Raw genomic sequence first — 14921 nt, 5'->3', positions numbered from 1 at the left:
ATTTATTAAAGTCTTTGATCTTCTACAGAATTTAACCAGTTTTCAATAACACCCACTACCGACTCCACACAGCCATCCTTAAACGGAGAAATTAAGTTTGCTGCCTCGACAAGTTTAGTGAATGACATGCTGCCGCCAAGTTTGCAAAGCTTAACATAATCAGCCCATGCCTCCTCCTGGTCCTCTCTCGAACGCTTCCAGAATTGGAAGGCACAAATCTGTGCAAGCGTATAATCAATATAATAAAATGGTGAATTAAAGATGTGGCCTTGGCGCTGCCAGAAGCCGCCGTTTTCTAAATATTCATTGCCATCATAGTCTTTATGCGGCAAATATTTTTTCTCAATCTCTCGCCACTTACGTTTACGCTCTTTTGGTGAGGCCTCTGGATTTTCGTATACCCAGTGCTGGAATTCATCAACGGAAACTCCATATGGCAAGAATAATAAGGCATCACTTAAGTGAGAGAATTTGTATTTGTCCGTATCTTCCTTGAAGAATAACTCCATCCACGGCCATGTAAAGAATTCCATACTCATCGAGTGAATTTCACATGCCTCATAGGTTGGCCAGTTATATTCCGGAATCTCAAAGTGACGACTAGAATAAACTTGGAAGGCGTGGCCTGCTTCATGTGTCAAAACATCAATATCACCTGATGTTCCATTGAAATTAGAAAAAATAAATGGTGCTTTGTAATTTTCAATAAACGTACAATAACCACCGCCAGCTTTACCTTTCTTTGCAATTAAATCCATTAGGTTGTTATCCTTCATAAAGCGGAAAAAAGCCCCTGTTTCGACGGAAAGATCCTCATACATTTTTTGACCGTTTTCAATAATCCAATCGGGACTGCCTTTTGGCACCGCATTCCCTGTTTGAAAATTGAATCCTTCATCATAGTACTTTAATTTATCGAGTCCGATTCTTTCTTGTTGACGCATCTTTAATTTAGTCGCAATTGGAACAATATAGTCCTTCACCTGCGTACGGAAATTTGCTACCATTTCGGCATTGTAATCCGTTCTCATCATCCGATAATATCCAAGTTCGACAAAGTTTTTATAACCTAGTTTTTGGGAAATTTCTGTTCTAACTTTAACCAGGTCATCATAGATACGGTCTAATTCTGCTTCATGCTCTGAAAAGAAGGCAAATTTCGCTTCGGTTGCCCGTTTTCTCATTTCTCTGTCAGTTGACTCCGTAAATGGCTCTAATTGTGCAAGTGTTCGTTCCACACCCTCAAAATCAATTTTGGCTGATGCAAGCAGCTTTGTATATTCTGTTGACAGGCGATTTTCCTTTTGCAATAAAGGAACAATTTCTGGCTTAAAGGTTTTTAGCTGCCCTTCGGCAAGGGCGAATAGTTGCCTTCCCCACTTTTCTTCCAGTTCTTTTCGGAACTTTGAGTTAACAAGGGCTTGATAATATTTTGTCACTAATCCTTCAACCTCAGGCTGAACTTCATCCATATAATCCTGTTCTTGCTTGTAAAACTCATCGTTTGTATCAATCGAATGACGAATATAGCAAAGATTGAACATTGTACCAAGGTCATTCCTAATCTTATTTATCTCATTCATAACCTTGTTTTGGTCCTCGACAGATGCTGATTTAGTAAAGCGTTCAAGCTCCACTGTAAATTTTGCCGTTACTTCTTCTAAATTCGGACGTAGGTATGTATAGTTTTCAAAACTCATATGAACATCCCCCTATTTTCAATTTCCAACTAAATTAGTTCGACACTATTTATTACTATTCCTTCAACTAAAAAAAATACGACCTAATGGCCGTATTAAAATTTACCTGCAGGCAGTCCTAATTTTTTTAGCAGCTCAATTGCAACCGTTTTTTCTGATTCTGTAAGGCTCGACATCAGCTTATCGATTTCACCTGCGTGTTCAGGAAAAATCTCTTGAATGAAATTTTCCCCTTCCTCAGTTATTTGAGCATATGTCACTCGTCGATCCTTCGGACACGCTATTCTCCTTAACAATCCTTTTTGTTCAAGTTTATCAACAACGTAGGTGATGCTGCCACTTGCTAGCAAAATTTTCCCACCGATTTGTTGCATGGGCTGATCGCCTTTATGATAGAGAAGTTCTAACACAGCAAATTCCGTTGGATTTAAACCATTCGCCTGAATGGCTTTATTTACATGTTCATTGATTGCTTTATATGCTCGGGAAAGGACAATAAATAGCTTTAATGACTTTGCAACAGAATCATTTTCCATAAAAACGCATCCTTTTAGGTTTTTTATATAATGGTCCGAAGAAGGGTACCACCATTTCAAATTATCTCGATTTCAAAGCTATTATAAAAAACTTTTTACTTACTGTCAATTTCCTTTTAATCAACAGGAATAGTTCAGAAAAATGGTAATACTTCTGATATAATAAATACACTATTATTTACAGATCAAGTTGGGGTATTTACATGAACAGTCGTAAAGGCAATTTTTTTATTTATTTTATCGTGGTGATCTTACCTGTTATCATTTTAGGTACATACTATTTTTTTGATATTTTAAAAGAAAACGACTTGGAAAGAAAAAAAGATGCTTTATGGGTCGCTTCGATTTATCAAAAGAACTGGGATCAATTCATTAGTGAAACAACGACAAGCCTAGATATTCTTTCCCTATCCGCCATGGAAAACATAGATTCTCCTAAGAAAATGGAACCATTACTCATGAAGGTAAACCAAAACGATCCCCGATATGGAGGTCTGTACCTACTGAACGAAAATGGAAATTTGTTAACGGGCTCCGTTCCCTTGCGTAATGAAGATGACTTTTCCAAATTACCGTTTATAAAAGAAGTAATCAACACAAAGGATACAATCATTTCAGAACATGAGGAGATTCTTAAAAATAATCAAAGAATTGTTGGAATAGCTAGACCCGTTCTCGATGAAAATGGCGAATTAAAAGCTATTCTCATTGCAGATTTACGGATCGATTATATGAGGAACCTGATGAAGGTTCTGACTCCAGAAACCAAGCTATATGTTGTGAATGGTGGAAAATCTGCCATCCTTGAAATGAATGTAACCAACAATGAAATAGATGAGCATAATACCCATTGGGTCACTTCACAAATGGACCGTATACCATGGAGTATTAAAGTGAAAATTGCAGATCGGAATAATAAACAAATCGGGAAAACTTTGGGTAAGGTTTTATTTATCATTCTCGTCATAACCCATATCCTTTACTTACTAATTGAATATCTCCTTTTACGGAGATTTGCCCATAAAGAAAGACGGCAAAATGAGTTGCAAAAGCTGGAATTAGTTGGCTCCTTAGCTGCAAGCACTGCGCATGAAATTCGAAATCCGTTGACAGGTGTAAAAGGGTTAATCCAACTTCTAGGTGAAAAGTATACCGATCAAGAGGATCGCTTCTATTTCGATGTTATAAACTCCGAGCTGAAGAGGATAAATGAAATAGTTAGTGAGTTCTTAATCCTTGGTAAGCCGACAGCACAAGTGACAAATAACATCAATATTGCAGAAACACTTAAAGAATTGAAACCCCTCATCATATCTGAGGGAAATTCACAAAATGTAGAATGTAACTTTCAACTTTCTAGTGAACCCATCATCGTTACCTGTGTTAAGGACGAATTGAAACAGGTTATCTTGAATCTTACAAAAAATGCGTTTGAATCATTTGAAAAACCTGGGATTCTAGAAATTAAGCTGCTACATCAGGATAAGGATTTTTGTAAACTAGAAATTAGCGATACTGGGAAAGGAATACCGAAGGATGAGTTGGGGAATATATTTGTTCCTTTTTACACTTCCAAAGAAACAGGGACAGGCCTTGGACTGGTCATTTGTAAAAGGATCATCAACTCATTTGGCGGCAGTATACTAATTGAGAGCAAAGAAAAGATGGGGACGACCGTCAGTATTACATTGCCAATCGTAAAATAAAACGAGATCACAATGGTCTCGTTTTGTTATTCTTTTGTTTTATTTGCTAAATATTTCGAAATTAGAAATAAACATTTCTTATTTTAATTTTTAAGTAGTAAAATAGGAAAGAAAAATAGGTCGTTATTTTATCTTAAGGGAGGGATCCTATGAATCAACCAGTGGTAATAAAAGCTAAAGCTCCAAAAGCCTCTGAATCAACTTTATATAAAATTCTTATTATTATCGGGCTGTGCCATTTATTGAATGATGCCATTCAAGCGGTTGTACCGGCTATGTTTCCTATTTTAGAAGAAACTATGGGATTAAGCTTTACCCAGCTAGGGATCATAGCATTTTCCTTAAATATGGTCTCGTCTGTTATGCAGCCGGTAGTCGGAATGGTAACTGATAAAAAGCCGATGCCTTATGCCCTGCCAATAGGACTAACGTTTACTTTATTTGGTATTCTCGGACTAGGATTTGCTCCCAACTTCGCCATGATTGTCTTGTCGGTTCTATTCATTGGCCTCGGTTCAGCAGTATTCCATCCAGAAGGTTCACGGGTGGCTTTTATGGCTGCCGGTGGTCGCCGGGGGCTTGCACAATCCATTTATCAAGTAGGAGGGAATACTGGTCAAGCATTAGCTCCAGTCATTACTGCACTTATTTTGGTTCCACTTGGGCAAATTGGTGCATCCTGGTTTACGATCGTTGCCGCAGTTGCCGTTATATTGCTAGTTTATATCGCCAATTGGTATAAACAGAGATTAATAACACCACCGAAGGTAGCAAGAAAAAAGAGCATGAGTGGTGTAGGTAAAGAAGGTTTATCTAAAGAGGTTAAAAAGGCATTATCGCTGATTCTATTATTAATCTTCGCAAGAACTTGGTATTCATCGGGTATTACCAATTTCTACACGTTTTTTGCAATTAAAGAATATGCATTATCGATTAAAGAATCACAGGTCTTTTTATTCGCCTTTTTACTTTCCGGGGCAGTGGGTACCTTTTTTGGCGGACCACTTGCGGATCGCTTTGGGAAGAAAAACATCATTTCGTTTTCGATGTTAGCTACCGTGCCCTTTTCTATTCTAATTCCCTATGTTCCACCAACACTGGCCTTTATCTTCCTTATTCTAACTGGATTTATTTTAATGACTAGCTTTTCCGTGACCGTGGTTTATGCACAGGAATTAGTCCCTGGGAAAATCGGCACAATGTCTGGTCTTACAGTTGGGCTGGCGTTTGGGATGGGGGCAATTGGTTCAGTTGGTCTAGGGTACATTGCAGATTTGATTGGATTGCAGTCGATGATTACCTGGCTGGGTGTCCTGCCATTGCTAGGCTTAATCGCATTCGTTCTTCCAACAGATCAAAAGGTTTGGGAATGGAATAATAAGAAATAAAATAAGGATGGGCATAATGCCCATCCTTACTTTATTTCTTGGATTTTTTGTGAAAACGCTTAAATTTTTTGAAAACTTTTAACATTTATCACACAAAAAAGCGGTTAATGTTTCATATAATATAGATAGAACCTATAAGGGAGGAAAAAAGAGATGAAAACTCCAAATTATCATGATTTTTATGAAAAGGCGCTAATTCCGATTGGTTTAAATGACCAGAACTCTTTAGATGAAAACCATCCTGATTCCACTTCAACACATTGGCTAATTGCAGTAGAAGGGGTACAGCTCCCGCAGCCAAAGATATTTTACCATTGGAAAGTAAGTGTCTACCCTGCAGATGGCGATGGCGATTTTAATTGGAAGAAACCCTATTATTGCTCGACAAATATGAAATTGATGGATGATGCAATGGCACTCGCGTCCACATTAGCATCTGCAAGCAAAAATGATGAACTTACCACCGTTACACTCCTAGAGAAAATAAGTTAATCCCTCATTACCTACCATTTGCTTCACCTTCTTTTTACCCTCACTTGTGAAAAAACCTACATATAGTGATTATATATCTTTCCTCAGAACAAAAGGCGCAAGGGCGCTGGATTCAGATGACTATTCCAAGTTATCCATAATTGGGATGAGTTTATAATTTCCTAGCCCATAAAAAAGTGCTGCCTGCACTAACCGCAAACAACACTTTTCAACATCTTCATTATGCCAGTCGGAACACAATCCCATGTCCGCCTTTAGGGTATTCCCATTTAATGTTCTGGTACGGACAGCCGATTCGGCAGCTGCCACATTCGTGACAACCTTCATACCCTACCTGCATCCGTGTCCCTTCCCACTTATAAACCTCAGCAGGGCAAAATACTGTACAAATCTTATCGGGACATTGTGTCATGCAAACATCATGGTCAAGGATCGTCAAATGGGACTTCGTATCACACTTAAACCTGAGGAGGTACTGTTTTTCCTCGATATTCTTCGTTGACATTATTTCACCGCCTTCCAAGCTCGATAGATATCTTGCAATACTCGCAGCGTTCCTTTTTCTGCTGTTACACTCTTCATGATTTGTTTTTGTTTTTCTCGTTTTGTTGTGCCATCAACGGTGAAGAATTTGCTCATAGCCTTGTTCATCATTGGGACATATTCATTAAAGTATTGTGGATACTTCTCAAATGTATGTGCAGCATCTTTGTATTTCTCTAGGTCTTTAATGATAAAGCTATCGTAAAGCTTCTCTCGGTATATGTTTAAGTTAGCCTCCGTATAGCCACCCCTTGCTTTAGCTTCAAGGATGGATTCCGCCGCCAATAACCCTGAATGCATTGCCATGTTCGAACCTTCACGATGGATTGCATTAACAAGCTGTGCTGCGTCTCCTACGACTAGAACGCCATTACCTGCTACTCTTGGTACGGAACGATATCCGCCTTCTGGAATGAGATGGGCAAGATATTCTGCAGATTCCCCTCCTGCAATAAACGGTTGGACCATCGGATGTTTTTTTAGATAGTCAAGGAGCTCATATGGCTTTAATTTGGCTTTAATCATACTTGATAGGGTTGTACCTACTCCGATATTTAAGCTGTCCTTATTCGTATAAAGGAAAGCTGTCCCAAGGTTCCCCTTCGTAGAATCGCCAAAAATTTCGATTGTGCACCCTTGGTTATCCTGTAAGTTAAAACGATCATTGATTTTTTCTTTTGGCAGATTAATAACTTCCATTACAGTCAAAGCGACCTCATCTGGACGGAATTCTTTATGAAAGCCTAATTGTTTGGAAAGAAGTGAATTTACTCCATCGGCTAGGACAACGACGTCCGCATAAACCTCGCCATCCGGACGATCGGTGCGTACACCTACAACTTTTCCGTTTTCAACAATACATTCGGTCACAACCGTTTCGTTAATGAGAAGCGCTCCGGCTTCCACAGCCTTTGCCGCAAACCATTGGTCAAACTGTGCCCGCAGCACGGTAAAGTTGTTATAGGGTTCAACAGCCCATTCAAGGCCCTTGTAACCGAATTGCACGACTGATTCCTTATCCATCATCCAAAAACGCTGTTCAATCACTGGTCTCTCCAGCGGTGCTTCCTTCCAAAACTCAGGAATAAGATCTTCCATTTGCTTTCGGTATAAGACTCCCCCCATAACATTCTTTGCCCCTGGGTATTCTCCTCTTTCAATAAGTAAAACGTTAAGCCCATTTCTAGCACATGTTAAGGCACAAGAAGTACCAGCAGGCCCTGCTCCAACTACGATGACATCAAATTTTTCAGGCATAACTTATTACACCGCCTTTTTCAGATCTTAGCTGCTTAAATTGTGCGATTAGTTTGGGGACGATTTCCATCGCATCACCTACAATTCCATAGGTTGCCACATCAAATATCGGGGCGTTGGGATCCTTATTAATTGCAATGATGAACTCGGAATTTTTCATTCCCACGACATGCTGAATCGCTCCAGAAATGCCAATTGCAAAATAGATTTTTGGTGTTACAGTTTCGCCCGTTTGACCAACCTGCTGTTCGTGGGGCAGCCAGCCTGCTTCGACCACGTCACGTGTACCGCCAACACTCGCTCCGATTGTTTCGGCCAATTCATGGATGAGCTGGAAGTTTTGTAAGTCACCCAACCCTTTTCCACCGCAGACGATAACATGAGCATCGGCTAAATTGGCTTTTTTTGTTACGTCATTCACAATTTGCAATACTTTAGTGCGCATATCTTCTTCTTTTAAATCTATTTTCTCTTCAATGACTTTGCCAAATCTCTTGTTATCTTGCTCTAAGGCTTTCATGACCTTTGGTCTCACTGTTGCCATTTGCGGTCGATGTTTCTTACAGAGGATTGTCGCCATAATATTACCGCCAAATGCCGGCCTGCTCGCCTCTAGCAATCTATTATCCACATCAACATCAAGCATGGTTGTATCAGCTGTTAATCCGGTGCTTAAATCTGTTGCCACCGCACTTGCTAAGTCTTTTCCATTTGGTGTTGCCCCGTAAAGGATAATTTCAGGCATATATTTTTGGGCAAGAACCATAACTCCTTGCATATACGATTCTGTTCTATAATGTTTTAGTACCGGATGATCAATCACGTACACTTCATCAGCACCAAAGGAAATAACTTGGTTCGCTAATGGCAAAATGTTGCTGCCTAGTAGAAATCCTGCCAATGGGACTTGTAACTTATCAGCTAGCTTTCTACCGGCGCCAAGTAATTCTAATGAAACACCCTCGATTTTAGCATCGTTCTGTTCGATGAATACCCAGACTCCACGATAATCGTCTAGATTCATGTAAATCCCTCCCTGCCCAAAAGATAAACTTTATTTAGATGTCTGTACCGTTAATAGGTCCCTTTTCTCCATTAAGATTTCCATGAGTTGACCAACTTGTTCATCAGCAGAACCTTCTAACCTTTTCCCACCTTCTGGTCGTGGAGGTGTAAACATTTTACCAACAATAGTTGGTGAACCTTTTAGACCAAGCTGTGTCCGTTCCACATTTTCCAAATCGCTTACTGCCCAAATAACGGGTTCGTACCTAGCGGCTTTAATCATATTCGTCATTGGTGAATATTCAATCGCATTGATTTCTTTTTCAACAGTTAATAAGCATGGCAATTCCGCCTGAATCAATTCATGTCCGCTGGTCAGCTTTCGTTTTATTAATACTGTTCTTTCCTTTTGATTAACCTCCGTAACTTCGATTACATTTGTAACGGGAGGAATATCCATTCTCCTTGCGATACCAGGTCCAACCTGCCCAGTATCACCATCGATGGCATGTTTTCCACAGATCACCATGTCCACTGGGAGATCCTTACTGATTCGTTCAAGTGCCTTTGATAGGGCATAACTAGTTGCAAGTGTGTCCGCTCCGGCGAAGGCACGATCGGAAATTAAATAACCTCTATCTGCCCCTATTTCAATACTCTTTTTAATGACTGCTGTTGCTTGCGGCGGTCCCATTGACAATACCGAAATCGTACCACCGGTTTTTTCCTTAATTTTGACGGCCTCTTGAACCGCATGGGCATCGTAAGGGTTCAAAATGGCTGGCGCACTTCGGCGGTCGAGTGTGTTTGTTTTTGGATTAATTTTAATAATCTTTGTATCAGGGACTTGTTTGACACATACGACAATGTGCATGTAGGACTTTCCCTCCTCCATATAATCTAAGAATGTTGAAAGCGTTTGCTTCCTTTGGTTATTAAAAATGCTTTTATTAACGATATATGTATCGCAACATTAGCATAGTACCAAACAATGAGAGTTTTCTATTTTTCTTTGGTGTTTAACAAAAATTAAATTAGGGAAAGCCTAAACAAACTTAATGTGGTTCTATGAAGTGATTTTGAAAAAGTAGTTGAAGTACTAACTTGATGTGGATGATTGGTAGATAATCTTGGTGTGTATTTTATGTAATTACTACTAATATAACTATATGAAATATTGAGATATAAACAATGATAAAAATCACAGCTTGTCAAATATTGTTGAATTCAATTATGGGTTGGGTTGGGTTAGAAAAATAGGGGAGTAAAATAGAAGTTTGCTGGAAAATTAATCGCATTTGTGTTTGCGGTATACAAAATGCGCCGGAAGACCTTCTTGGCATGTGATCATTTCTTTAAATCAACTGATTAATAGGTAGAAGGCCTTCATTCCTGCACCTTACCAGGTGCTTTCCAATATACATTATACTAAAACTTTGGGCCAAATCATGATCATTTGTTTAAAGGAAAATTTAACTTCTTCAATTGGTCTTGAGGTTTGCTCAACTGTCCTTTGGTACACATTTATTAATTCATCTAGCTCTTGGCTGTATTTTATCGTTTCCTCACTCGTAAAGCCAAGGTTGTTCGCACTTTTGATCATTAGTTCTCTTTTTTCCTTTATCTCTGCAATCATCTCAGATTGACTACTACTATGCTTGTACACTTGTTATCCTCCTACTCTAGCAAAAACGTACTTTAATCCACTAAAAAAATAGACTACTTGAAGAATTATTACAAGAATTTCTTTAAAAGTAAATACATTCGCAAAAGAAGACAAAACATTCTATTTCTCTTGTTTTTCGACAATTTTCTCGGTGTCTTTCATGTGATTACGACAAAATCCTTCAGAACCAAAAAACTGGCTGGCGCGATCCGCCAGTCAGTTTTTTACTTATAAATTCACTTTTTCTTTTTCATAGATTGGTACCCAGCCTTCGGTTGTTACAAAGATTCTTATGGCGACAACTTTCCGGTCTTCTTCAAGAGTAAAGTAATGCCTTGTATTTTCAGGGACTGATATCAGATCACCAGGATTCAAATGCACTTCGAAAAACTCCCCATCATTACCCTGGATAATAAACACCCCATGTCCGCTAACGATAAAGCGGACTTCATCATCTGTATGATGGTGCTCATTTTTAAAGTTTGTCAACAGGGTATCGAGATTTGGTGTATTTTCAGATAAAGAAATCACATCTTGAGCCTTGTAGCCTCGTCTTGCGGAAATATCAGCAATTTCATCAGCAAAAGTAGTGAGGATATCTTCTTTTTCTTCATCGCTCAAAAGATATTTTTCTACAAGTTCCTCTGGGAGTTTACGAATATTCCAATTTTCATAAATAACTTCTTGTGTCGCAAGGAACCTTGCTACTGCCTCTTGTTCGTGAATTTGCTCTTTTTTGTTTTGGAATGTAATATATGCCATTGTGTTTCTCTCCTTATTAATTAAGTTTTACACTACTTTAAACAATTGATATGATTTATGTTCTAGTAAGCGTAATTGGTAACAGAATAGAAATTCGGAAGCTTCAAGAATTTTCTTTGCTTCAAAAGCGTTCCTTCCCCATACAGTAATCCCATGGTTCCGGATTAAAACAGCTCCAGAATCCGATAAAACATGTTCTGAAAATTTACTTGCCAATGTCGGGATATGAGCATAGTTATGGATAATTGGGATAGTTAATACAGCATCCTCTTCCCACTTATCAAAGGCTTTAATAAGCTCCTGACCCTTAAATGTCACCTCACCATGATCCCCATATACTTCGGAAATGACGTTATTATCAATTGTATGGACATGTAGGCTGCAGCCTGCATTCGTCTTGCGGTAAATCTCCACATGCAGTAGTGTCTCTGCGGAAGGCTTTAAATGGGTTTCACGAGCAGCACGACCAAATTCATCAACAAGTAAAAAGTCTTCGTCCGTTCGCTTCCGTTTATCCTTCCCGCTTGCCGTTACCAAAAATTGAAGAGGATGGTCACTCACTTTAATGGCAAGGTTTCCGCTTGTGCCCATAAACCAATCACGCTCAGCCAGTTCATCCTTTACATCAGCCAGTTCAGTCCATTTTTCCATTAGCATGTTAGCTCAGCCACCTCCATTCTATAAGCTCCACCCACGCTGGGGGGGCAAATTTTTTCATAATGGCAATGATGTTGTCACTTTGAGTTATGGTTCCATCAAAGTCACAAAAAATGATTGGCTTTGCCATTTAGTGGATCACCTCGGCACTTCCCCAAAGTTCCAAGGCCTGCTTAAGTTCAGGGAATAGTTCCGCTCCTTCAACCAGCGGTATCCCTTGGAGAGTCGTTTCAATCGCTTGTCTAAAGGCAAGACCACCGCCATGTGCGCCTTTCGGATGTCCATGGACACCACCACCGGCATTGATAACAGCATCATCTCCAAAATCTCGAATTAATAATGGCACCAATCCCGGATGGATGCCCGCTGACGGAACCGGGAAGGCCTTCTTAAAGACATCATCCTTCATAAGTTCGGCTGCAATTGAAAGGGCTAAAGGTTTATCTAGTGCAACTGTTCCATATGGCGATGGGAATAATGACAAATCGGCTCCAGCATATCGGAGTAGCTTGCCAAGTAACAGCGAATGAGAAAAGCCAAATTCCGGTGAAGAGGTTGAGGCACCGCTGACCGCAGGATGTGCCATAATCGGCAGTGCAATCTCTGAATCCTCTCTTAACTCCTGCAGAACATCGAGGCCGTAGGAAAACACATTAAACAACAAAAGGTCTGCACCCAGTTCAGAAGCCCTTTTAGCTTTATCCCTAAGCTGGGACGTTCGGCCGGTTAGGTTTACTGCGTATAATGTCCGGTGTCCAGTATGTTCCCATACTTTTTGTAAAACAGCTTTACCGACAGCAATTCTTTTTTCAAAGGGTGTTAAATTATTTTCAAAAAGGATTTCATCATCCTTTACAAGATCAACACCGCCAAGAGCCTGCTGTTTAAGCTGTTCAGATAAAAAGTTTAGATCCTTACCCAGTACTCCTTTAAAAATACTCATTAACAGCGGCCGCTCGTAAACATTCAATTTTTTGCGAAGTCCTTCAATACCGAATCTTGGGCCCGGGAACAAACTTTTTAATACATCATTAAACTGTAAATCTACTAATTTTATTTTTCCATCCAATGAAAGCTTTCCGAAAACAGTTGTTAGAATAGCAGGCAGGTCATTGGAAAAGTTTATGGTTGGGTAAGCAATCCTTATCAACGAATGATGCTCATTGATAGATGGCAAACCTTCAATGGAGACGACCCTGCCTTTATGTTTACGCAGTTGACTTTGCTCTAATTCAGGCAGGTTTGTCCATGAGCCAACCGTTAATCCCAAAGCAATTTCCTCAGCTTTTTTTTCTGGATTTTTTTCATTAGGCAGTAGATATGTAGCTATTAATTCACTCAAAATGAATCCTCCTTCCGTAATATATAAAAAACCTCTTCGAAAAGAAGAGGTTAGCATCACAAACTAACATCTTCTCATCTCTCAGCGCATTGCTGCAAGAATTAGCACCGTGCTTAAACCATAGGTTTTAAGTCGGTTGCCGGGCTTCATCGGGCTTTTCCCTCCGCCTGCTCTTGATAAGAAAACGATTCGTATTTATTCACATTGTCAAGTTGTTTAACTTTATTTTGTATTATCTCCAGAATAATATAAATTGTCAATCTATTTTTTGAAAATTTCTAAACTACCTATTCTCTCGACAGCCTCAGTTAACCGTTCTTCGGTTGTTAACAAACCAACACGAACATAGCCCTCGCCAAATTCTCCAAATCCTATCCCTGGAGCGACCATAATATTCGCTTGATCAAGAAGAATTGCGGAGAATTCCTCAGATGAAAATCCCTCTGGTACCTTAAGCCAAGCAAAGAATGAGCCCTTTGGTGCCGTGACATTCCATCCAAGTGATAGAAGTCCATCGATTAATATATTTCTTCTCCGTTCATAAAGTTCATTTAATTCTTTCACACAATTCTGTGGCCCTAAAAGTGCTTCCGCCGCAGCCTCCTGTACAGCTCCAAATAAACTTACATAGAGATGATCTTGAAGAAGTTCGATTGCCGAAATGACACTCTCATTTCCCACAGCAAAGCCAACACGCCATCCTGCCATATTATATGTTTTAGACAATGTATAAATTTCAATTCCAATCTCTTTTGCTCCTTCAACCTGCAGGAAGCTTAATGGTCTTTCACCGTCAAATCCAATGGCACCATAGGCAAAATCATGTACTACACAAATATTGTTCTCACTTGCCAGCTTAACTGTTTCCTCAAAAAATCCAGCAGTAGCCGTTGCACCCGTTGGATTATTGGGATAATTGAGGAACATTAGCTTTGCTTTTGATAAAATCTCTTCCGACAGCTCACTGTAATCCGGCATAAAATCATTTTGCTCTCTTAGAGGCATTGTCACCATTTCCGCTTTGGCAAGTGCGACCCCTGACAAATAATCTGGGTATCCGGGGTCGGGAACAAGAATGGTGTCTCCTGGATTTAACAAACACTGCGGGATTTCAACCAATCCAGCTTTGCCGCCGAATAAAATAGCCACTTCCTTATCGACATCAAGGGTTACCCCATATTCTTTCAAATAAAAATCAGCCGCAGCCTGTTTTAAATACCGATGTCCCTGAAAGGGCGAATATTTATGATTCAGAGGATTTGTTGCAGCTTCTTGAAGCCTTGCCACAATATGTGATGGGGTTGGCTGATCAGGATTACCTTGACCCAGATTAATCACATCGTGTCCCTCGGAAATATATTCACCGACCTTTTTAACTAGCCCGGCAAAAAACTGTTTTGGCAGACTTGTTAACATGTCTGATGGTGGGAATTGCTTCATCGTTTTCACCCGCTTCAATAGTTTTCAATTATACAGTAGAAATTCTAGTGATAAATATTATAACTTTTATAGTAACTTGTAAAGTTATAATTCTGAAACTTTTTAAAAAGTGAAGCCTTTAGGTTTTGGGAAGACGTAATCACGGGTTAATAAAAGTTTTCAAAATATATTGACACTACGTTCATCAAACTGTTATCATTTTTAGCGTATTGAATAGTTTTACTCTTATCACGAGCTGGCTGAGGGATTTGGCCCTTTGAAGCCCAGCAACCGACCGTATTTTCATTAGTCAAATGAGGCGTAAATTTAACGCAGGGTTACTCACCCAATATGGCACGGTGCTAATTCCAACAGAAGGTTTAACTTTCTGAGAGATAAGAGGTGTGACAGACGATTGTCTTCTAGCCTCTTTCAGATGAGAAAGAGG

At 39.5% G+C, this 14921-nt stretch carries 14 protein-coding genes, 1 pseudogene and 2 riboswitches; of the genes and pseudogenes, 3 read left to right on the top strand and 12 right to left on the bottom strand.

What is annotated here, in order from left to right:
- Positions 1-5: 5 nt before the first annotated feature.
- Both RCG19_RS17125 and RCG19_RS17120 read right to left on the bottom strand, forming a co-directional pair.
- Positions 6-1700 (bottom strand): M3 family oligoendopeptidase, encoded by a 1695-nt coding sequence (locus RCG19_RS17125; RefSeq protein ID WP_308108113.1) that lies wholly within the window; start codon positions 1698-1700, stop codon positions 6-8.
- A 95-nt stretch (positions 1701-1795) separates the two neighbouring features.
- Positions 1796-2236 (bottom strand): MarR family winged helix-turn-helix transcriptional regulator, encoded by a 441-nt coding sequence (locus RCG19_RS17120; RefSeq protein ID WP_166237701.1) that lies wholly within the window; start codon positions 2234-2236, stop codon positions 1796-1798.
- A gap of 203 nt (positions 2237-2439) precedes the next feature.
- On the opposite strand from RCG19_RS17120, the gene RCG19_RS17115 reads away from it, so the two are divergent.
- The 3 genes from RCG19_RS17115 to RCG19_RS17105 all read left to right on the top strand — a co-directional run bounded on the left by RCG19_RS17115 (position 2440) and on the right by RCG19_RS17105 (position 5822).
- Positions 2440-3942, top strand: coding sequence for an ATP-binding protein (locus RCG19_RS17115; protein ID WP_308108112.1), 1503 nt, complete (start codon positions 2440-2442; stop codon positions 3940-3942).
- Between the two features lie 149 nt (positions 3943-4091).
- Entirely contained in the window at positions 4092-5330 is a 1239-nt protein-coding gene (locus RCG19_RS17110; protein ID WP_308108111.1) for an MFS transporter, read from the top strand.
- A gap of 153 nt (positions 5331-5483) precedes the next feature.
- Positions 5484-5822, top strand: coding sequence for a hypothetical protein (locus tag RCG19_RS17105; protein WP_166237698.1), 339 nt, complete (start codon positions 5484-5486; stop codon positions 5820-5822).
- A gap of 220 nt (positions 5823-6042) precedes the next feature.
- On the opposite strand, the gene RCG19_RS17100 is transcribed toward RCG19_RS17105, so the two are convergent.
- The 10 genes and pseudogenes from RCG19_RS17100 to RCG19_RS17055 all read right to left on the bottom strand — a co-directional run bounded on the left by RCG19_RS17100 (position 6043) and on the right by RCG19_RS17055 (position 14494).
- Positions 6043-6327 (bottom strand): ferredoxin family protein, encoded by a 285-nt coding sequence (locus RCG19_RS17100; protein WP_007086187.1) that lies wholly within the window; start codon positions 6325-6327, stop codon positions 6043-6045.
- Positions 6327-7622, bottom strand: coding sequence for an FAD-dependent oxidoreductase (locus RCG19_RS17095; protein ID WP_308108110.1), 1296 nt, complete (start codon positions 7620-7622; stop codon positions 6327-6329). The genes RCG19_RS17100 and RCG19_RS17095 overlap by 1 nt, the downstream gene beginning before the upstream one ends.
- A complete protein-coding gene (locus tag RCG19_RS17090; protein WP_308108109.1) occupies positions 7615-8646 on the bottom strand; it encodes an electron transfer flavoprotein subunit alpha/FixB family protein in 1032 nt (343 codons plus the stop codon). The genes RCG19_RS17095 and RCG19_RS17090 overlap by 8 nt, the downstream gene beginning before the upstream one ends.
- A gap of 30 nt (positions 8647-8676) precedes the next feature.
- On the bottom strand, positions 8677-9501 hold the full coding sequence (locus RCG19_RS17085; RefSeq protein ID WP_308108108.1) for an electron transfer flavoprotein subunit beta/FixA family protein: 825 nt from the start codon (positions 9499-9501) through the stop codon (positions 8677-8679).
- Positions 9502-10050: 549 nt separating this feature from the next.
- Positions 10051-10293, bottom strand: a complete 243-nt coding sequence (locus tag RCG19_RS17080; RefSeq protein ID WP_308108107.1) for a Spo0E family sporulation regulatory protein-aspartic acid phosphatase — start codon at positions 10291-10293, stop codon at positions 10051-10053.
- A 228-nt stretch (positions 10294-10521) separates the two neighbouring features.
- Positions 10522-11055 (bottom strand): 1,2-dihydroxy-3-keto-5-methylthiopentene dioxygenase, encoded by a 534-nt coding sequence (locus RCG19_RS17075; protein WP_308108106.1) that lies wholly within the window; start codon positions 11053-11055, stop codon positions 10522-10524.
- 27 nt (positions 11056-11082) lie between these two features.
- On the bottom strand, positions 11083-11712 hold the full coding sequence (locus RCG19_RS17070; protein ID WP_308108105.1) for a methylthioribulose 1-phosphate dehydratase: 630 nt from the start codon (positions 11710-11712) through the stop codon (positions 11083-11085).
- Positions 11713-11737: 25 nt separating this feature from the next.
- A pseudogene (mtnX, locus tag RCG19_RS17065) lies at positions 11738-11842 on the bottom strand (2-hydroxy-3-keto-5-methylthiopentenyl-1-phosphate phosphatase); the annotation flags it as partial.
- Positions 11843-13054 carry a 2,3-diketo-5-methylthiopentyl-1-phosphate enolase gene (gene mtnW / locus RCG19_RS17060; RefSeq protein ID WP_308108104.1) on the bottom strand — a complete coding sequence of 404 codons (1212 nt, stop codon included), beginning with the start codon at positions 13052-13054 and terminating at the stop codon, positions 11843-11845.
- A gap of 71 nt (positions 13055-13125) precedes the next feature.
- A riboswitch (SAM riboswitch) is annotated at positions 13126-13237 on the bottom strand.
- 78 nt (positions 13238-13315) lie between these two features.
- On the bottom strand, positions 13316-14494 hold the full coding sequence (locus RCG19_RS17055) for a pyridoxal phosphate-dependent aminotransferase (RefSeq protein WP_308108103.1): 1179 nt from the start codon (positions 14492-14494) through the stop codon (positions 13316-13318).
- A gap of 222 nt (positions 14495-14716) precedes the next feature.
- A riboswitch (SAM riboswitch) is annotated at positions 14717-14875 on the top strand.
- Positions 14876-14921: the final 46 nt, after the last annotated feature.

Source organism: Neobacillus sp. OS1-2 (assembly GCF_030915505.1).
GTDB lineage: Bacteria > Bacillota > Bacilli > Bacillales > Cytobacillaceae > Neobacillus.
The sequence above is the reverse complement of the archived record's forward strand: the minus strand, read 5'-3'. Positions and strand labels throughout refer to the sequence as shown.